Here is an 18455-nt window from a genome sequence, read left to right as displayed (position 1 = left end):
GGTGACGACCGACGAGATCGAGACCGGCGACGAAGTCGAACCCGTCTACGTCGATGAGCTCCGCGAGCCCGGCGCCGGCATCCGCGAGCCGGAGAGCCAGGACTGGGACGGTTACCGATTCGAGCCCGTCTGAGGGACCACTCCTCGAGATTTCAGGAACGGACGCACGGCTCGAGTCAGGCAAAACTGGAACGACACTCGAGCCAAACAGAAGTAACGCTGATAGCGGACGATGCTGGGATCCCAGAACCGTCGTCGGTAACGGCGAACGCGACTACTGGATGGAGTACCCCGCCGCGATGGTCAGCAGGAAGACCATGAACACGGTAACACAGTATATATATATATATTTCTGAAGACAGGAATAAGATTTATGTGAAATTAATATATATTCTATCATGCGATGGTAAGAAGAAGAAGGTTAATTAAGACGGTAGGAACACTAGGAGCGGTCGGTATCACAGGAACAGCAAGTGCAAGTGACCGTGACAAGAAAATCTCGGCCACCGAAATTGGGATTTATGAGGAAGTTGCAGAACTACTAAGAAAAGGTAAGACCGAAGAAGCACGTGTCCTTCTCGACAAGAACGATGTCCGCTACGTGATCTCTACAAACCAGCAGGGGAATGAGCAGAGTAGTAGTATATCTCCAGCAGACTATTACAATGAGGGTAACTCAAGTGTTCATGCATCTTTGGTGCATGTAGAAGACGATCGTTGGCTTGCTACTGGTGTAGCTAACTTGCGTTGGGGAACTAATAACTGGATACAAGGATCGAATGTAATCAATGATGGTTTTTCATTAGATTGGGATAATAGTCACTGGACCTCACCGAACCGCACCCGTGAAAATATCACGTATGGTGTTCATAAAGAGGAATCAGTACCTGGTAATCCTACTATCGAAGCGAGTATTGACGACTACGCCCGTTATGGGATCGGTGGTGAAGTAGATTACAAGGGACAGGTTGAGCCCAAGTATCCGGATTTTACAGTAAACCTGCAAACGGATATTCTACGTACGGACCCTCATCCAGAAGTTGGGGTTGCATTCCGGTATAAACACACTTACGCAGCAACGGGTATTAAATCAAGTCTCAGTTTCACATATGGTCCAGGTGTAGTAATTAATGTTCCTCAGTTAGCTAACCATTGGAAACTATCGGAAAGCGTAGACCCAGAATAGGATAATAATCCGCCTACAAACATTGTTATCCTCATAGTATAGTTGGAACTGGACCTATCATTTATTAAATTGAGGTTCCACACCAATAATAAAAACGCCATTAAATCATTATGGCGACAGATATAATCAAATCAGACAGCCAATAGTATGGCTACTGGATGGAGTATCCTGCCGCGATAGTCAGCAGGAAGACCATGAACACGGCGGTGGCCATCATGTAGCTGATCGACCGCGGCTCTTCCTTCAGGTGCTGGAAGTAGCCGGCGATCAACCCGACCTTGATGATCGCCAGGATGATCGTTCCGATCAGCGCCATCTGGTACTTGATCGCCTCGACGTGGAAGAAGACGAACTTCCCCGTCGCCAGCGCCACCAGTGCGATGTATATGAGGGTGTACTTCCGAATATCAGCCATTGGTGTACAATGCGGATGACGGCCACTTATACCTTCCTCAAACGATCGACGTCGGCGAGTCGCGGTGCCTTTTCGGCGCGATCTCACGGCCGGCGCTTGAGGGAAACGACACGTAGATGGGAGCGCAGTCCAACCGTTTACTAATGAGTGAACGTTCGGTGTTCGCCCGCCGAGTCGGGATCGCCTGCGTGCTCGCAGTACTGGCCGTCGGCGCCGGCGCCGGCGTCGTCGCGGCGAGTAACGTCGCGGCGGGACTCGGAGGCAGCCGGGGAGATACGTCGGTGCCGACGTGGCTGTACCTCGCGACCGGCGGCGGCGTCATCGGCGCGTCGGCGGTACTGACGATGCTCGTGACCGACCGGCGGACCATCGGTCGGTACCACGACGATACGCTCTCCCTGCCGCTCGAGCGCCTCCGAACGGCCGGGTCGTTGCTGCTGGGAACGATCGGCATCGGAGCGCTCGCATTCGTCATCGTCGTCGGACTCTTCGGGCCGCCGAACGGCAGTTTCAGCGCGGCCGTGCTGTTGACGTTCGTCGGCGGCCGCGCGCTGTTGACCCTCGGGACGTACGTCGTCGGCAACCCGTGGCCCGCGCTCAACCCGTGGCGGCGAATCGCGACCGCGCTTCCCAACGGCTACGCGACCTACCCGGACCGGCTCGGCTCCTGGCCCGCCGTCGGCGGCCTGCTCGCGCTCGTCTGGCTCGAGTTGGTCGCGCCCCTGAGTAGCTCGCCGCGCGCGCTCGTGGCCGTCGTGGTCGCCTACTCGGCGTTCACGATCGGCGGGGCGGTCGCCTTCACCCCCGAGACGTGGTTCCGGAAGGGCGACCCGCTCTCGGTCTGGTTCCGGCTCTACGGCGCCGTCGCACCCATCCAGCGGACCGACGAGGGCCTCGAGTTGCGATATCCGGGTGCGAGGCTGGGCGAGGACGACGTGGTGACAGACGTCTCGCTGGTCGCGTTCGTGCTCGCGTTGGTCTGGGAGTTGACCTACAGCGGCTTCGTCGTGACCGCGCCCGGCGCCCGGACCGTCGAGGCGCTGGTCGGGCTCGGCTTCCCGCCGCGGCTCGTCTATCTCGTGTTGTTGCTGGCCGGGTTCGGCGTCTTCTGGGCGGTCTACTGGATCGCCGCGGAACGCACCCGAGAGCGCGCCGAGACGTACCTCTCGCGGCGATACCTCGGACTCCGGTTCGCGGCTCCGCTGCTCGCGATCGCCGCGGGCTATCACTTCGCCCACTACGCCGGCTTCTCGATCTCGCTGTGGCCGTCGCTGATCGACACCGTCGCCGCGCCGCTGAACCCGCCCGAGAACCCGACAAAGTACGCTCTGACGTCGTGGTTCGGCTACGTCGAAATCGCCGGGATCCTGCTCGGTCACATCCTCGCGGTCTGGCTTTCTCACACCGTCTCGTTCGACCTGTTCCCCGGCAAACTGCAGGCGATCCGGAGCCAGTACCCCTTCATCGTCGTCATGGTCTTCTTTACGATGATCAGCCTGTATCTGGTCTCGGTTCCCGGCGCGGAAGCCGCGTACGTGCCGAGCTAAGCCGGTATCGTCTCCGGCGCGTCCTACGAGCCTCACTCCACAGCCCATCGAACACCGGTAGACACTTCTTCGCGTGCTCCCAACACGAGGCCAACGCATGACCGCCGGGCAACTCACCGACGTCGATCTGCACCCCGAACCGGTGACGGAGTCCGAGTACGACGTTCCGGCCGGCGAGGAGCCCGAAACGACATGTCCCTACTGCGGGCGACCGTTTCGCGCCCAGCGGTACGCGACGTACCATCTCGACGTCGCCCACCCCGACGAACTGAGCGACGAGGAGCAGGCGGCCGTCGAGGACGTCCGTGACGACGAAGAGTACGAACTCTTCACCTTCCACGTCAAGGCGGCCGTCTCCGTGTTTCTCACGTACTTTCTGTTTACCTTTATCTACGCGCTCGTCTGGGCCGGCTGACCGCTTCGAACGCTGACTCGCGGCGTCGCTCGCCGACCGTTCCGTTTCGAAGACAGTCAGTTCTCCAGAACATTGTTATTCGACGGCTGCTTCTGAGGGCATCATGGCGCCTTCCCTCCCGGACTCGAGTCCGGACTCCAATCGGCTGTGGTCCGTCGTTCTCGTCTGTCTGATGTTGTCGACGGCACTTTCGGTACCCATCCTCGCCGCCGGCGGCTTGGGCGTGTCTCTGGCCGACGGACACGCCGACGACGAGACGACCGACAACGAGTCGATCAGAATCGACGACTCCCTCGAGTCCGCCGACGGCACGGTCGAGGTCGTAGTCCGACTCGAGGAGCCGACGATTCCCGACGCGATCCCGGCTGACGACGCCGACGAGTACCTCGCGGAGCATGCCGAGGAGAGCCAGGAACCGCTGCTCGACTACGCCGACCGAACCGCGGGCATCAGCGTCGAGACCGAGTTCTGGGTGGCCAACGCCGTGTTGCTCACCGTCGACACCGAGCGGGTCGACCTCGAGACGTTCGCTCGGTTCTCCGCGGTCGAGGCGGTTCACGAGAATTTCGAGGTTTCCATCCCCGAGCAGCCGTCGTCGACTTCGACCGCCTTCGGGTCGACGACCGGCGAGGAACCCACTCCGACACCCGCCGACGCCACCGCTACCGATCCGCGACCCACCGCCGGACTCGAGTTACTGAACGCGCCTGCCGTCTGGGACGAGTACGAGACCCGGGGCGCGGGCGTCCGCGTCGCCGTCCTCGATACCGGAATCGACGCGACGCATCCGGACCTCGAGCTCTACACCGACGATCCGTCCGATCCGACGTATCCGGGCGGCTGGGCCGAGTTCGACGCCGACGGGAACCGCATCGAAGGGTCGACGCCCTACGATTCCGGAACGCATGGCACGCACGTCAGCGGCACCATCGCCGGTGGAACCGCGAGCGGCACTCGAATCGGCGTCGCCCCGGAGGCGGAGCTGCTCCACGGGCTCGTCCTCCGTGGGACGAGCGGCTCGTTCGCACAGATCGTCGCCGGCGTGGAGTGGGCGCTCGCGTCCGAGGCCGACGTGATCAGTATGAGCCTCGGAGCGAACGGCAGACACGACGCGCTGATCGAGCCGGTTCGAAACGCCAGGGACAGCGGCGCCGTCGTCGTCGCGGCGGTCGGAAACGAGGGCGTCGAGACGTCGAACTCGCCTGCGAACGTCTACGACGCCGTCAGCGTCGGTGCAGTCGACGAGAGCGGCGTCGTTCCGGCGTTTTCCGGCGGCGAACGGATCAACCGATCCGAGTGGCAAACGCCGCTGCAATCGTGGCCGTCGTCGTACACCGCACCCGACGTCGTCGCCCCGGGGGTTCGGGTTACGAGCACCGTTCCCGGGGGCTATCAGTCGCTGCCGGGGACGTCGATGGCGACCCCGCACGTCTCCGGGGCGGTCGCCTTGCTCCACTCGATCGATCCGACTGCGACGCCCGACGACATCGAGGACGCGCTGTACGGAACGGCCTGGATACCCGAGACGGCACAGACACAATCGGAGACGGAGATCCGCTACGGTCACGGGATCGTCGACGCCGAGGCGGCGGCAAACGCGCTCGTCTCGAGCGATCGACGCCCCGTCGGAACGACCGCCGGCGAATCCGCGGAGACGCACACCGACGGGACGCCGTCGAGTCTCGTTGCACTCCTCGGTGGCGTGGTGATAGTCATCGTCACGGTGTGTCTCTGGGCCCTCCGTTCCGGATTCTCGACCCCTCGCGACGACCCGTGATCGCCCCGCTCGGTTCGGCTGACGTCCGTCGGCGGTGAGAATCGTGGCGTCGTAATCACGCTCGCTCGAGTCATAACTGCGTCGGCCGGTATCTCGAACGTCCGCTTTTCACCGGCCGCCGTCGAGCGGAGATGAGACGGTCGACGATGACGAGCCACTGAACACGGACGAGACGGTCGTGACTCGCGATGGTGACAGTCGATCGAGCGCCGCGAAAAAATCAACCGAATCGAATCGTGTAGCGGGCCGCAGGGCCGCTACATCAGGTAGAACAGCGGGAAAAGGAAGACCCAGACGATGTCGACGAAGTGCCAGTAGAGCCCGAAGAACTCCACCGGTCGGTGGTCTTCCAGGTAGGCGTCGACGCTGATGATCCGGTAGATCATGAACAGCGCGACGAGCACGCCGAGGATCACGTGGAGTGCGTGGAGCCCGGTCGTGACGAAGTAGATCGAGTAATCGATCCCGCTGAACCAGTAGTGACCGTCGGCGAACTTGCTGCTGTACTCGAAGGCCTTGACGCCCATGAAGACGAACGCCAACAGGACCGTCGCGACCATCGAGCCGAGCATGGCCTTCTTGTTCTTCCGTTCGGCGAAGGCCAGCGCCAGGATCACCGTGAAGCTCGATGTGAGCAGGACGTAGGTGTTGAACAGCCCCGCCATGGTGATCGTGTCGAGGTGCCAGTTGCCCCAGCCGCTGTGGAGGCGCATGAAGACGTACGCCCCGATCGCGCCGCCGAAGACGACGACGTCCGAGGCCAGGAAGACCCAGACGCCGAGCTTCGTGTTGCCGACGCCGCCGAACGGCCAGCGTTCGGCGACCGCCATCTCGGGCACGTTGAACTCCTCGACGCCGAACTTGAACAGCGCGACACCGAGGATTCCGACGCCGAGAAGCGACAGAATCGGATACGTGATACTCGGCTCGGCCGCGGCGCTGGCGAGGTGTTCCGGCGGGTGTTCAGTGCCCTGAATGAACTTGTGGACGTACGGCGTCATTCCGGACAGGCCGAGGAAGAGGACGAACGTGCCGACCCCGATGCCGAAGGGCCAGATGCTGGCGTGGTCGGCGTGTTCCTCGTGGGTCGTGTCCACGGCCGTCGCTTCGTCGTGTCCGGTCGCGACGCCGCCGTCGGTCGCAGCCGCCGCGTCGTCGACGAACTCGAGGCGACCGCTGGCGTAGCTGGGTCGGTCGGTCCAGTTCTCCAGCGGCGGTGGCGAGGGGATCGCCCACTCGGCGGTACGGGAGTATTCCCAGGGGTTATCGGGTGCGTCGGGACCCGTGAGCAGGCTCTTCCCGAGCGTGAAGAGCATGATCAGGAACGACGCGCCGAAGATGAACGCACCGACGGTCGCTGCCTGATGGTAGATCTGTGCGCCCTCGCTGTAGTGGAAGACGCGTCGCGGCGTCTCCCAGGCGAGGAACAGCGGGAAGTACAGCAGGTTGAACCCGATGAAGTAGACCGCGAAGTTGAGCTTTCCGAGGGTCTCGGAGTACATCTTCCCAGTTATCTTCGGCCACCAGTAGTAGATCCCGCCGACCAGCGCGGTGACGCCGGAGACCATCACGTAGTGGAAGTGAGCGACAACCCAGTAGGTGCCGCGGAACTCGTAGTCCAGCACGACGGCACCGAGGAAGACCCCGGTGATGCCGCCGAGGATGAACAGGACGAGCGCCCCGAGGCTGAACAGGAACGGCGTGGTAAACCGCACGCGTCCCTTGACCATCGTGTAGATTAGCGCGAAGACCATCAGGTCGAACGGCAGTGAGATCCCGATGGTCGTCGCCATGAACAGCGTCTTGATCTCGAGGTTGATCGCCGACAGGAACATGTGGTGCATCCAGACGAGGAACGACTGGACCGCGACCAGGACCATCGCGATGATGACCCACTTGCGGCCGACGAGTCGTCGTCCCGTGAACGTCTGGAACGTCTCGAACATGATCCCCAGTGCGGGGAAGAAGACGATGTACACCTCCGGATGCCCGAAGAACCAGAACAGGTGCGCCCACAGCAGACTCGAGCCTTGATCGGTCGAGAAGTACTGCGTGAGCATCACCCGATCGATCGAGAGCAACAGGAGCGCAGCCAGCAGTGCCGCGAACGCGAACAGCATCATCCAGACCGTCAGCAGCCACGACCAGGTGAACATCGGCATGTTCCACAGGCCGAGGCCCTCCGCACGCGAACGGTGAATCGTGACGAGGAAGTTCACCGTCCCGATCGTGATCGAGATGACGAACAGCAAGAGCGCGAGCACCGTCGCGTTCCCGCCGGCCGTCGCCTCCATTACCGTGTTAAACGACGGGACGTTCAGCGGCGCATACATCGTCCAGCCGCCGGCGAAGGTCGTCCCCTGAAAGAAAGAGACTCCCATCAGAACGCCCGAGAACAGGTAGAACCAGTAACTCAGAGCGTTCAGTCGCGGGAACGCCAGATCCTTCGCACCGATCTGCAGCGGGACGAAGTAGTTCGCGAAGCCGGACGCGATCGGCGAAAGGAACCAGAAGACCATCAACAGCCCGTGGGCCGTGACGGCCTGGTTGAACTCGATCGTCTCGAGCAGTCCCGTTCCGCCGGGCGCCCACAGGTGCGCACGGAAGAGCAGCGCGAGGACGCCACCGAGCAGGAGGAAGAACAGGGCCGTCGCGATATAGAGGATCCCGACGTCCTTGTGGTTGGTCGTGACCAGCCACCGCTTGACCGACGTCATCGGCGGTAGATCACTCATTCGCCGTCACCTCCGTCGTCGCTCTCGTTGTTTCCGTTTCCATTATCGCCTTCGTCGGCACTTCCGACCGTGAAGGTCTCGCTCGAGGGGCCGTCGATGTCGATGGTCTTCTCGACCGTCTCGTACTGGTCGTCCTCGAACGTGATCGTCGCGTTGTACTCGCCGCCCTGCTGGAGATCCTCGTGATCGAGACTGATCGTCCCGTTCTCGTCGAAGTCGTCGGCGGTGTACGTGTGTACGAGGTCCTCCTCGTACTGGTCGTTCTGAGTGTGCTCGAGGGTCATCTCGTAGCCCTCGGTGACCGGCGTCTCGTTCTGGTCGACGATCTCGACGTCGAGCGTCAGTTGACCGTTGAGCCACTCGTTGAACGCCTCCTCTTCCATGACCTGCACGGTGCCGGTCATGCCCGTGTGTCCCTCACCACAGAGTTCGAAACACTTGATCTCGTGTTCACCGGTTTCCTCGGCCATGAACCACGTCTCGTCGTACTCGCCCGGAATCGCGTCGGATTTCACCCGTAAGTCGGGTATGCCGAACGTGTGCCAGACGTCGCCCGACGTCGTCTGGATCGCGATCGGCTTATCGGCCGGGACACGCATTGGACTGTACGTTTCAACGCCGTTCTCGTACTCGAAAGTCCAGGAGAACTCCTCACCGACGACTTCGATCTCGACCGGCTCCTCGTCGAACTCGTCCTGGGGATCCTCGACGTACAGGAGCATCCCGTACGTCCAGATCACCAGCGAAATGACGATAACGGCGCTGATACCGAACGATAGGAACAGCTTCTTTCCACCCTTTCCACCTGTCGGTAGTTCCCCGAGCGTCGGCAGCGACTCGTCGTCTTTCGGCTCGCCGTCGTCTCGATACTTGTACGCGTTGTACAAGACATACGAAATTACGACGACACCGACGAGCGTCCCGAGTCCGAGAAACACCAGGAAGATCTCCTCGAACACGTCGACGCGTGTCTGCTGCAACGGCATCGGGGTCGTTAGTGCGCTGTAAATTGTGTTCACCTCGTTTGAAGACCGCTTATATGTCGGAGGATGATGGCCGGGAGCACTTATCTATTTGGAAACGGCCCGATAGTCGCCGCTCACCGGTCGTCCGTCCGGTGACTCCGACCGTCCCGTCTACGCTGCATCGTGCCATCACCTCTCAGTCCCTCAACATTCGGTTAGAGTCGAGGGTCTTTTTTCTGTCGTTGTTCGTCGAAATCGTGTTCTTTCACGGACAGCTTATCGGCCGATTTTCGGCACGAGAGCGAACGTGTTCGGCCATCAGTCATCGCGGCCCGCCGTGACGAATCCCGCTGTCGGAGAACGGTCGATTCATCGGCATCGATCGGCGGCTGATTCGCGCACGCGCGACCTGGCCGTGCGGAATACTCTATACCGTTCGAACCGTAGGAGGCCTATGCCGGAAGACGTCCTCTTCGAGTTCGAACGGCAGATGGATCGGACCGAGATCGCCGACTACCTCCGAACGGTTGCCGACAGCCTCGAGCGCGGCGACCCGATCAGTCTCGAGGCCGGCGGGGAGTCGGTGACGATGACGCCGCCGTCACGACCCACCTTCGAGATCAAGGCCGAACGCGAGACCTCGAGTTCGGCGCCCGAGGGTCCAGGCGAACTCGGACTCGAGCTCGAACTCGAGTGGGAGGAAGGCGAGGATCGATCCGATGACGGTGAGCTGACGATCGACTAGCGATTGCGCCGACCGACGGGCGAGACGAAACGCGACGGGTCAGGGACTAAAGGTCGACCACCCAGACCCGCACGTCCTCGGGGAGTTCGTACACCCGCTGGAAGATCGCGTCGAGACACTGGGCGATCCGGTTCGGATCGGCCTTCGCGCTCACCCGAACGTTGGCGCCCTCGGCGTCCTCCGGCCGATTGATCTCGTCGATCTTGAACGCCGGAAACTCCCCGAGAACGGATTTGAGCGCGTCGAGTTCGTCGTCGGTACAGTCGACGTTGATCGTGCCGTCTGCGAACTGAATCCAGGGTGCGCCGAGGGCCGAGTCGGGGGACTCGGCATCGTCGCTATCGCCTTCGAGGTCGGTCGCGTCGGCTTCGAGGGTCAGGAAACCGCGTCCGCGCTCGCGGTGGGCGGTGATAGCATCGACGTACAGTTTTCGCCGGTCGGTCGCTTCGGCTGCGTCGAAACGAGTCATACCGGAACGGACGTGGTCGTTTCTTTAAGCCTTTATGCGACGCCGGTGAACGGATGGATATGGCACAGCCACGAATTCTGATCCTGGGTGCGCCCGGGGCAGGCAAGGGGACCCAAAGCGCCAAGATCACCGAGGAGTTCGACGTCGACCACATCACCACCGGCGACGCCCTCCGTGGGAACAAGGACATGGACATCTCCGATATGGACACGGAGTACGACACCCCGCGGGAGTACATGGATCGGGGCGAACTCGTCCCCGACGCGGTCGTCAACGCCATCGTCGAGGAGGCCCTCTCCCAGGCCGACGGCTTCGTCCTCGACGGCTACCCGCGGAACCTAGAGCAGGCCGAGGAACTCGAGGGCATGACCGACCTCGACCTCGCGCTCATGCTCGATGTCAGCCAGGAGGAACTGGTCGACCGACTCACCGGACGCCGCGTCTGTTCGGAGTGTGGCACCAACTTCCACGTCGAGTACGACCAGCCCGAAGAGGAGGGCGTCTGCGACGAGTGCGGCGGCGAGTTGATCCAGCGCGACGACGACACCGAGGAAACCGTCCGCGACCGTCTCGAGGTCTACCACGAGAACACGGAACCGGTCATCGAACACTACGACGAGCAAGGCGACCTCGAGCGCGTCGATGGCGAGCGTGCGCCCGACGAGGTCTGGGAGGACGTGAAGGCGACGATCGAAGACGCGGCGTAAGTCGATCAGTTGTTTTTGACTTCGATCTCGTGTTCGGCGAGGTTGAGGTAGGTGAGTTGCGGCGCGGGTGCGTATCCGTCCGGTATCGGCTCGATTACTGCGTCATCCTCGGGGGTCACGTCGTCGACGCCGTTTAGGTTACTGTCCGTGTTTATCGAATGGACGACCACGGATCCCTTGAATTCGTTTGCTCCCTGGAAGTTTAACTGGTAGTTATCATTGCGCTTTTTCGATCCTTCGACCGGCCATCCGTCGAAACCATCATCTGCGGGGTCTTTGTCGCTCGCAGCGTAGATCAATCCGTTGAATGTTGGATTCGAGTGAAAATCGATCCCAGTCGTCGACATCCCGTAGACCTGTATCGTTTCGATGCCACCGTCCCCACCACAGTTCGGTTGGATCTCGCCCTTACTCATGACGAGGTCGCCCTCGACATAGATTTTCAGTTGTCCCTCTCCGTCGGGGCCACAGTCGGAGACGGAGATTCCACCGCTGTTGTCGTCGATTCGGACGTCCCCATCTACGGCGAGCACCGCATCGCCGTCGGAAAGGTTGAACTCGAGATTCGGATTGATCAACTCCTCCGCGTAGTAGTCCCCTTCGGTGTACACCCCGGTCCCATCGATGTGTTCGGCTGATCCGTTCTTAAAGTCATCTGTCAGTTGCAGTATCGTCTCGTCCATGGGCTGATACTGTTTACCCGACGCGATATCATCGAACGTATTCTTCTTGTCATTGATATTATCTTCGGAGGGAACTGCCACGCCCGAAGAGAACGCGTTCGAGATATCGTCGTAGCCGAGTCTCACCTTCACCGTCCCGTCCTCGTTCTCGCCGCCGTAACACGACTCTTGGAGGGTCGTATCGCCCGCCTCTTCCGTGAAGTACTGCTGCCAGCCGCGACAGTACTCGCTTTTGATTTCGACGAAGACGTGATCGTTCTGGATGTACGTCGTCGGTTCGCGATCGACGTTGGTCTGTTTGATCGTGATATCGCCTGAATTGATCGTTTTGTCTTCGGTGAGCCCGAAGACGGGGAACGATAGCGTACTCGTTTCGTGCTCGTAGTCGATCGGCGGCGAAGAGAGGACTCGCGTTCGCACCCCCGTTTCGTGGAAGACCGCACCGCCCTCGTACGCAATCTTCGTCCCGTCTTCACCCACGTACTCGATGGTCCCGATCGACCCGTTCGCAACGGTATTATTGTCTGTCTTGTTATAATTCTGCGTCCAGATTTCGTACGTCGCCGAGTCGTGGTGGGCGATCGCCCCCCGATCGCCGGCGTGTAATTCCATCGACTCCGAGACGTCCCCGGATCCCGACGACGACGAGATGCTGTTACTCAGTTCGACGAACGCCTGTTCGATTCGCTCCTGTTCGGACTGTTGTTCCGCACCGGTGATCGCGTCACCGGCGATCAGAAAGATTCCGAGGCTACCGGCTGCGACCATCCCAATCAACAACACGACTCCAATCAACGTCGACTGGCCCCGTTCCGTCGCTGTTGTCGTCCCGACTCCACGCGGCGCACTCATATCCGTTCAGTAGACTATCAGCTACATAATACAATCGATCGAACACACATTTCAAAATAGTTTATATTAATTTCTGTAGCACTGTTTTTACGCGGTTGCGATCGGACGATAGTAGCTATCGTACCGCAGTCGACGCATTCGCCCGGCGACAGTCTTGCGTTCTGCCAGCGTAAGTGACGGATCCGATCGGCCCACCGAAGATAAACACTTGTATACCGAACGGGACCTAGTCCAAAGCAGATGACGCGTACAGCGGAGAAAATCAACGACCTCGTCCGGGAGGACTCCTCCATGACGGCGGCCCTCGAGGCCATCCGCGAGGCAGCCGACCGGAACGGGGGCGAGGTCCACTGGGCCGACGTCAACGACGACTTGACGAGCGGTCAATGGGGCCGGTTGATCGAGAAAGGAGTACTGGTCGACGGCGACGAAGGATTCGAGATCGCCGACCGAGAGGCGTACGACAGGGCTCTCGATGGCGACGGTGACGGCGATGGCGGAAGCGGAAGCGCCGCCGCCGACGTCGAAATCGACGACGAAGAGTCGAGCTGGTCACAATGGGACAAACTGGCCGGGATAGGCTCGCTGCTGTTGATGTTCGGGTATTGGATTGATTCCGTCAAGCAGACCGTCGGCAGTACGATCAACATCGTACTCGGTCCCTTGGACGCAGCGCTGCCGTTTTACGCCGTAATCCTTTCGGTCGCCCTACTGACAGGGTTGTACTCGACGCTGCTGCAGGCCAACCTGATGAACCCCGAAATCATGGGCAAGTATCAGGAGCGCATGCAGGCCATGCAGGAAAAACAGAAGGACGTCCGCGAGCGCAAGCAGGAAGCCGAGGAGCGCGGCGCCAGCGAGGCCGAAATCGAGCGCCTCGAGGACGAACTCGAGGAAGTCCGCGAGGAGCAGATGGAGGCCATGGCCCAGAACCTCGGGATGTTCAAAGAACAGATCCGACCGATGGTCTGGATCATGCTACTAACCATCCCACTGTTTCTCTGGATGTACTGGAAGGTCCAGAACGGCGGACTCGACGGCGGCGACGCGTCGGTAATTATGCCGCTGGCCGGCGAGGTCAGGTGGAACTCGACCCTTCTCGGCCCGATGCGGGCCTGGATCGTCTGGTACTTCCTGTGCTCGATGAGCTTTAGCCAGCTGCTTCGCAAGGCGCTGAATATCAATATGTCCCCCTCGAGCGCCTGATCCGGTCCCGACGGCAACCGGGGCGTCGTCTCGACGTCCGAACGACTCCATTTTCCGTCCGTTCTTGGCCCGAAACCCGCGGGACCGCGTCCAACGCGTCGGACCGTCGAACGATTCAAAACCCATTTGACTCGGCCCCGCGCAGATGGAATATGTTACTGACCGTCTCCGGTCCACCGGGAAGCGGCAAGAGTACGACGGCGGAGTTACTCGCCGACCGATTCGACCTCGAACACGTCAGCGGCGGCGATATCTTTCGCGAACTCGCCGAGGAGCGCGGCTACACGCCCCTCGAGTTCAACAAGCTCGCCGAGGAGAACGACCAGATCGACCGCGACCTCGACCGTCGGCTCTACGAGATCGCCGTCGAACGCGACGGTCTCGTCCTCGAGTCTCGGCTGGCGGGCTGGCTGGCCGGCGAGCAGGCGGACTTCCGGTTCTGGCTGGACGCCCCGCCTCGGGTCCGCGGCGAGCGGATCGCCGAACGCGAGGAGAAAGATCCCGCTCGGGCGACCGAGGAGACGCAGGCACGGGAGGCCAGTGAGGCCAAACGCTACCAGGAGTACTACGGGATCGATATCCGCGATCTGACGATCTACGATCTCTCGGTGAACACGGCCCGCTGGGGGCCCGACGCCGTTCTAGACATGCTCGTCACCGCCGTCGAAGTGTACGAGGCCGACGCGGACGAAGGGCAGGCCTACGTCGAGATCGACAACGAGTTCTGATCGATGGCCGATTGCTCTCGCCTCCGCGGTCCGCCCGACGACCGCACGCCCGCGGAACTGCTCACGTTCGGCGTCGTCAATCTCGACAAGCCGCCGGGACCGTCCTCGCACCAGGTCAGCGGCTGGTTACGCGACGCGGTCGACGAAACACTGGCTGACCGGGCCCCCGACGCGACGATCGAACAGGCGGCCCACGCCGGGACGCTCGACCCCAAGGTCACCGGCTGTCTCCCGGTCATGCTCGGCGAGGCGACCCGGCTGGCACAGGTCTTCCTCGAGGGCTCCAAGGAGTACGTCGCCGTCCTCGAGTGTCACGCGCCGGTACCGGCCGACGCCGAATCGGTCGTCGCCGAGTTCGAGGGGCCGATCTACCAGAAGCCGCCGCGCAAGAGCGCGGTCGCCCGGCGCCTTCGCGTGCGCGAGATTTACGACCTCGAGGTCCTCGAGACCGACGAGCGCCGGCTGCTGGTGCGCATCCGGTGTGAGAGCGGGACCTACGTTCGGAAGCTCTGTCACGACCTGGGGCTGGCGCTGGGCACCGGCGGCCACATGGGCCACCTTCGCCGGACAGCGACCTCGCCGTTCGACGACCGGGACCTCCACTCGGCCCACGACTTCCTCGACGCGTTAGCGTACTGGCGCGAGGACGACGACCCCGAGGCCGTGTTCGACGTGGTCGACCCCGCCGAACGAATCCTCGAGGAGCTCCCCGGCGTGGTGATCGCCCCGAGCGCGGCCCGGGAGGTCGCCAACGGCGCGACAGTGTACGACCCCGGCGTGATCGAGACCGACGACGACGCGCAGGCCGGCGATCTGGTGGCCTGCTATACCCCTAACGGGGCCGCAGTGTGTCTCGGCGAGTTCGTCGACGACGCGAATCGCGACGTGACTGTGGATCTCGAGCGCGTGCTGGTCTGACTCGAGCGGGGCTACGTAACTTTATAACACACTTGGATCGAAACGACACCCTTAAACGGCAGACGGGCTTGGGTCTACATGCGGGACCGTGGGGTAGTGGTATCCTCTGCGGATGGGGTCCGTAGGACCCGAGTTCAATTCTCGGCGGTCCCACTTCGAATTCTCCAAGTGTTCAACTCTTAGCCGCTCGCACCCTCGAGCCGACCGAAAATCCAATTCTCGGTTTCGGNCGGTCCCACTTCGAATTCTCCAAGTGTTCAACTCTTAGCCGCTCGCACCCTCGAGCCGACCGAAAATCCAATTCTCGGTTTCGGTATATTACCACGTAGCCGACAGACCGACCGGAGGTGGTCTGCGTGACGATCGCCATGTGGCCGGCGGTCGACAGCGAGTCAACGTGCGAACACTGCGAAGCGCACGTTTCGGACCAGTTCTGTCGGGTTTTCGGTGACAACCGCAATCGAGCCCATCGCTGCGGAGAGTGTGACACTTACGCGCGTCTGAGCCGCGGGTCCGCTGCGGGCGAAGACGTCGCGATTCCGGNGAGCCTGATGTCTGAGTTCGTTCCTGCGAGCGAACTCTATGACGTCGAGAATCGGACGCCTATCGCCCATCCGGCCCATCAAGCGACCGATGCCGACGCCCACCGTGCGCTCAAGCAGTTAGAAACTCAGACTGAATTCTCAGTTCCTGCGAATACAGCTTGCATGCGGGGTGACCGATGAGCCACTCGGATCAGTCACGACTCGCTGCCTCGAGAGAGGCTGGCGATCGATCCGAGACGGTCGTTCTCGAGGAAGTCCCTGGGCTCCGCTACGTTCCCGACTCAGAGGCTAATCACTACGACGCGATCGCCGAGGAACTCATCGAACCGAACGAGACGCTGCCGTTCGTCGGTATCGTCCTCCTTGAGTCCGGAACGCCGGTCGAGATCAAGTCCGTCTCCGTCGTCTACGGTCAGCAGCAACGCCGCGGCCGATTCCAGCCACGGCGTGGCCAGCACGAGGCATTGCTCGAGTGTAGCGGGGTCTACCTGTTCGCAATCTGTGCGCCACACGATCGCGAGCTAATCGCGATGAAGGTCGTTCCCGCGACGCAGGTCGACCATCTTATCGAGACCGTGACGAACGGCTGGCGGTCAGCAGGCGAAGACCGGAGCGAAGAGTACGTCCAATTTAGTTGGGCTCGCGTCTTCGATCCCAGCGAGATCCTGGAGGGATCGCGATGAGTGCCGATCGCGACGGACGCGACCTCGAGGCCGAGCTGGCGAGCGCGGCCGCCGGTCAGATTGGCATCCCGGTTGACGCGATCTGCGTGGGCTGTGGGCGGACGCGCGTCAAGCGCGCCAATCTGGAGGAGATCGGTCAGCATCCGCAGGCCGATCCGATCTCCCTCGAGGCGACCGACTGCACGTCGTTCAAACACGTTTGCTACCGCTGTGGCAGTGCGACGTGGTGGAACCCGGTTGCGGTGCTGACCGGCCTGCTCGAACGCGAGCAGGAGCGAGGNGTCGCAAGTCGAGACGACACCCCACGAGATCGAGGGCCGGTGGAAGTGGCCTGACTGGGGCCGCGGTCCGTACGACGCACTCTCGTCAGTGATGCTCGGGCCACCATTCGAGGGCTACCTCGAGATCGACACGGAGATCGACGGCGAACCGTGGCACCTGAAGATCAGTTACAGCAAGTCCGGGTTCGCCCCGCGGCTGTCCGACGGGATCGACGTTGAGCGGCTGTACGAATGGGACATCGTGGGCCGTGGACGCGGCGAACGGAAGGCGTCGTACAACATTTCGCCCCGGTTCCCGGATATGCGCCACTGGGAAAGCGGCGATCCGATACAGCTGCCGTGGGAAAATCAGGTCGGCGCCGTCGACGGCGTCGATGTCGAGTTCCACACGAGCAACATCGAACCCGAGCGCGGTCTCGAGTTGCTACCAGAGTTCTACGCAGCCGTGTTCGAGCACGCAGAAGAGCGAGTCCATCCCGAGTACTTTCGGACGGAGCCGCACTCGGGGAGCCGTATGTGGGCGTACGAGCGGTACGTACGGATCCGCCGAGAGTGGGCGGAAAAACTCTCGTCGGCCGGAGTCCTCCAGAAGGTCGCGCACTACCTCTCCGACCTCGAGGGCGTGAAAGCAGAACTCCATATCGACAACGAGGAAGTAGTCAATCACCAGAACCGGCTGTTTCTGAATCCTGCGTCATCGAGTAAGCTGTTGCCGGGACACACCTACGGGCGAAAGTTCGAGATCTACCAGCTGGCGGATCCGGACGCGGTCTCGAAAGATCNGCTGGTGAACAAGTCGATGAACGACAACGAGGCATGGGCGTGGGCCGATCGCCACGAGGTGACCGAGCAGATCGAGGAGACGCTGTTGAACGCGCTCCACTGGGAAGACATCCCGCTCGGTCCCGATGGAAACGGCGTCTACGTCGCCGACGATCACTTCGACGCTGTCGCTCGAGACGACTTGGTCGAACTTTACGAGGATCCCACACCGCGCCTCGAGGCAAAGAGCGACCACCTGTTGATGACTACGTTGCGGGATATGGGCGAGACCGCCCGCGATGTCACGGAGACGGTCGCGACGGATGGCGGTGCGACGGTCGGCGGNCTGTTGATGACTACGTTGCGGGATATGGGCGAGACCGCCCGCGATGTCACGGAGACGGTCGCGACGGATGGCGGTGCGACGGTCGGCGGTCTCGCCGACCAGCTGGGCAAGCATCCCGCGACGATCTACCGGGCGATCGAAGACCTCGGCGATGTTCTCGAGCTCGACCAGGGCGACGTGTCGTTTCGGGCCCGGAAGTACCGAGAGGAACTGCGGGCGCTCGTCGAGTCAGCCGAGTACGCGATCGAGAGCTACGCCGATCGGATGCAGCACCTCATGGGGCTGGCCGATCACGTCGCCGAGTCCTCTCCGTTCCAGCAGTGGCTTTCCGAGAACGGCGCCGACCTCGAGTTCGACGACCAGGGCGAACCTCGACGGATGCGTATCGATACGATCCTCTCGAGGCTGAAGGCCGATAGCTTCGAGAACGTCGGCACGATCGCCGCCGAGGCCCTCGAGAAGTGGACGAAGTCGGGGAACGATCCGACGG

17 protein-coding genes, 1 tRNA gene and 2 pseudogenes are annotated in these 18455 nt (G+C 61.7%); 15 read left to right on the top strand and 5 right to left on the bottom strand.

Annotation, left to right across the window (positions count from 1 at the left end):
• Together C477_RS24310 and C477_RS23550 are read left to right on the top strand one after the other, a co-directional pair.
• Nucleotides 1-133, top strand: a pseudogene (locus tag C477_RS24310) (nucleic acid-binding protein); the annotation flags it as partial.
• A 270-nt stretch (nt 134-403) separates the two neighbouring features.
• Nucleotides 404-1186, top strand: coding sequence for a hypothetical protein (locus tag C477_RS23550; RefSeq protein ID WP_152423319.1), 783 nt, complete (start codon nt 404-406; stop codon nt 1184-1186).
• 151 nt (nt 1187-1337) lie between these two features.
• On the opposite strand, the gene C477_RS12535 is transcribed toward C477_RS23550, so the two are convergent.
• Complete coding sequence (locus tag C477_RS12535) at nt 1338-1601, bottom strand: cytochrome C oxidase subunit IV family protein (protein WP_008894869.1); 264 nt, start codon at nt 1599-1601, stop codon at nt 1338-1340.
• A 143-nt stretch (nt 1602-1744) separates the two neighbouring features.
• Between C477_RS12535 and C477_RS12530 the strand changes: the two genes are divergently transcribed.
• The 3 genes from C477_RS12530 (at nt 1745) to C477_RS12520 (ending at nt 5340) form a co-directional block, all read left to right on the top strand.
• Nucleotides 1745-3148 (top strand): hypothetical protein, encoded by a 1404-nt coding sequence (locus C477_RS12530; protein WP_049914522.1) that lies wholly within the window; start codon nt 1745-1747, stop codon nt 3146-3148.
• Nucleotides 3149-3245: 97 nt separating this feature from the next.
• On the top strand, nt 3246-3563 hold the full coding sequence (locus tag C477_RS12525; RefSeq protein WP_008894867.1) for a DUF7410 domain-containing protein: 318 nt from the start codon (nt 3246-3248) through the stop codon (nt 3561-3563).
• Between the two features lie 103 nt (nt 3564-3666).
• Nucleotides 3667-5340: a S8 family serine peptidase gene (locus C477_RS12520; RefSeq protein WP_008894866.1), complete on the top strand. Its 1674-nt coding sequence runs from the start codon at nt 3667-3669 to the stop codon at nt 5338-5340.
• Nucleotides 5341-5597: 257 nt separating this feature from the next.
• Here C477_RS12520 and C477_RS12515 read toward each other — a convergent pair whose 3' ends face one another.
• Together C477_RS12515 and coxB are read right to left on the bottom strand one after the other, a co-directional pair.
• A complete protein-coding gene (locus C477_RS12515; protein ID WP_049914521.1) occupies nt 5598-8075 on the bottom strand; it encodes a cbb3-type cytochrome c oxidase subunit I in 2478 nt (825 codons plus the stop codon).
• Nucleotides 8072-9061: a cytochrome c oxidase subunit II gene (coxB, locus tag C477_RS12510; protein WP_008894864.1), complete on the bottom strand. Its 990-nt coding sequence runs from the start codon at nt 9059-9061 to the stop codon at nt 8072-8074. Before coxB ends, C477_RS12515 begins: the two co-directional genes overlap by 4 nt.
• A gap of 433 nt (nt 9062-9494) precedes the next feature.
• Between coxB and C477_RS12505 the strand changes: the two genes are divergently transcribed.
• On the top strand, nt 9495-9785 hold the full coding sequence (locus tag C477_RS12505) for an amphi-Trp domain-containing protein (RefSeq protein ID WP_008894863.1): 291 nt from the start codon (nt 9495-9497) through the stop codon (nt 9783-9785).
• A 46-nt stretch (nt 9786-9831) separates the two neighbouring features.
• Here C477_RS12505 and C477_RS12500 read toward each other — a convergent pair whose 3' ends face one another.
• On the bottom strand, nt 9832-10254 hold the full coding sequence (locus C477_RS12500) for a hypothetical protein (protein WP_008894862.1): 423 nt from the start codon (nt 10252-10254) through the stop codon (nt 9832-9834).
• A gap of 59 nt (nt 10255-10313) precedes the next feature.
• On the opposite strand from C477_RS12500, the gene C477_RS12495 reads away from it, so the two are divergent.
• Entirely contained in the window at nt 10314-10961 is a 648-nt protein-coding gene (locus tag C477_RS12495; RefSeq protein WP_008894861.1) for an adenylate kinase, read from the top strand.
• A gap of 5 nt (nt 10962-10966) precedes the next feature.
• On the opposite strand, the gene C477_RS12490 is transcribed toward C477_RS12495, so the two are convergent.
• Nucleotides 10967-12412, bottom strand: a complete 1446-nt coding sequence (locus C477_RS12490; RefSeq protein WP_008894860.1) for a DUF7289 family protein — start codon at nt 12410-12412, stop codon at nt 10967-10969.
• A 324-nt stretch (nt 12413-12736) separates the two neighbouring features.
• On the opposite strand from C477_RS12490, the gene C477_RS12485 reads away from it, so the two are divergent.
• The 8 genes and pseudogenes from C477_RS12485 to C477_RS12455 form a co-directional block, all read left to right on the top strand.
• Nucleotides 12737-13702, top strand: a complete 966-nt coding sequence (locus C477_RS12485) for a DUF106 domain-containing protein (protein WP_008894859.1) — start codon at nt 12737-12739, stop codon at nt 13700-13702.
• Nucleotides 13703-13854: 152 nt separating this feature from the next.
• Nucleotides 13855-14430: a (d)CMP kinase gene (cmk, locus tag C477_RS12480; RefSeq protein WP_008894858.1), complete on the top strand. Its 576-nt coding sequence runs from the start codon at nt 13855-13857 to the stop codon at nt 14428-14430.
• A 3-nt stretch (nt 14431-14433) separates the two neighbouring features.
• On the top strand, nt 14434-15348 hold the full coding sequence (locus tag C477_RS12475; RefSeq protein ID WP_008894857.1) for an RNA-guided pseudouridylation complex pseudouridine synthase subunit Cbf5: 915 nt from the start codon (nt 14434-14436) through the stop codon (nt 15346-15348).
• Between the two features lie 82 nt (nt 15349-15430).
• Nucleotides 15431-15501 (top strand) — tRNA-Pro (locus C477_RS12470).
• 194 nt (nt 15502-15695) lie between these two features.
• Nucleotides 15696-15890: pseudogene (locus C477_RS24550) on the top strand (DUF7563 family protein); the annotation flags it as partial.
• A 179-nt stretch (nt 15891-16069) separates the two neighbouring features.
• Nucleotides 16070-16576, top strand: coding sequence for a hypothetical protein (locus C477_RS12465; RefSeq protein ID WP_008894856.1), 507 nt, complete (start codon nt 16070-16072; stop codon nt 16574-16576).
• On the top strand, nt 16573-16911 hold the full coding sequence (locus C477_RS12460; RefSeq protein WP_008894855.1) for a hypothetical protein: 339 nt from the start codon (nt 16573-16575) through the stop codon (nt 16909-16911). The genes C477_RS12465 and C477_RS12460 overlap by 4 nt, the downstream gene beginning before the upstream one ends.
• On the top strand, nt 16886-18455 hold a 1570-nt coding region (locus C477_RS12455; protein ID WP_152423320.1), incomplete at its 3' end, for a DUF7845 domain-containing protein. The genes C477_RS12460 and C477_RS12455, both read left to right, overlap by 26 nt.

The sequence above is a fragment of the Haloterrigena salina JCM 13891 genome (genome assembly GCF_000337495.1).
Classification (GTDB): Archaea; Halobacteriota; Halobacteria; order Halobacteriales; family Natrialbaceae; genus Haloterrigena; species Haloterrigena salina.
This window is presented reverse-complemented; position numbering and strand designations above follow the sequence as displayed.

What these genes read in the sequence shown, in the direction of transcription:
- C477_RS12495 (WP_008894861.1), top strand. Translation starts at nt 10,314, where the DNA reads ATGGCACAGCCACGAATTCTGATCCTGGGTGCGCCCGGGGCAGGCAAG.
- C477_RS12500 (WP_008894862.1), bottom strand. Translation starts at nt 10,254, where the DNA reads ATGACTCGTTTCGACGCAGCCGAAGCGACCGACCGGCGAAAACTGTAC.
- C477_RS12475 (WP_008894857.1), top strand. Translation starts at nt 14,434, where the DNA reads ATGGCCGATTGCTCTCGCCTCCGCGGTCCGCCCGACGACCGCACGCCC.
- coxB (WP_008894864.1), bottom strand. Translation starts at nt 9,061, where the DNA reads ATGCCGTTGCAGCAGACACGCGTCGACGTGTTCGAGGAGATCTTCCTG.
- C477_RS12465 (WP_008894856.1), top strand. Translation starts at nt 16,070, where the DNA reads ATGAGCCACTCGGATCAGTCACGACTCGCTGCCTCGAGAGAGGCTGGC.
- C477_RS12485 (WP_008894859.1), top strand. Translation starts at nt 12,737, where the DNA reads ATGACGCGTACAGCGGAGAAAATCAACGACCTCGTCCGGGAGGACTCC.
- C477_RS12525 (WP_008894867.1), top strand. Translation starts at nt 3,246, where the DNA reads ATGACCGCCGGGCAACTCACCGACGTCGATCTGCACCCCGAACCGGTG.
- C477_RS23550 (WP_152423319.1), top strand. Translation starts at nt 404, where the DNA reads ATGGTAAGAAGAAGAAGGTTAATTAAGACGGTAGGAACACTAGGAGCG.
- C477_RS12515 (WP_049914521.1), bottom strand. Translation starts at nt 8,075, where the DNA reads ATGAGTGATCTACCGCCGATGACGTCGGTCAAGCGGTGGCTGGTCACG.
- C477_RS12520 (WP_008894866.1), top strand. Translation starts at nt 3,667, where the DNA reads ATGGCGCCTTCCCTCCCGGACTCGAGTCCGGACTCCAATCGGCTGTGG.
- C477_RS12505 (WP_008894863.1), top strand. Translation starts at nt 9,495, where the DNA reads ATGCCGGAAGACGTCCTCTTCGAGTTCGAACGGCAGATGGATCGGACC.
- C477_RS12535 (WP_008894869.1), bottom strand. Translation starts at nt 1,601, where the DNA reads ATGGCTGATATTCGGAAGTACACCCTCATATACATCGCACTGGTGGCG.
- C477_RS12490 (WP_008894860.1), bottom strand. Translation starts at nt 12,412, where the DNA reads ATGGTCGCAGCCGGTAGCCTCGGAATCTTTCTGATCGCCGGTGACGCG.
- cmk (WP_008894858.1), top strand. Translation starts at nt 13,855, where the DNA reads ATGTTACTGACCGTCTCCGGTCCACCGGGAAGCGGCAAGAGTACGACG.
- C477_RS12530 (WP_049914522.1), top strand. Translation starts at nt 1,745, where the DNA reads ATGAGTGAACGTTCGGTGTTCGCCCGCCGAGTCGGGATCGCCTGCGTG.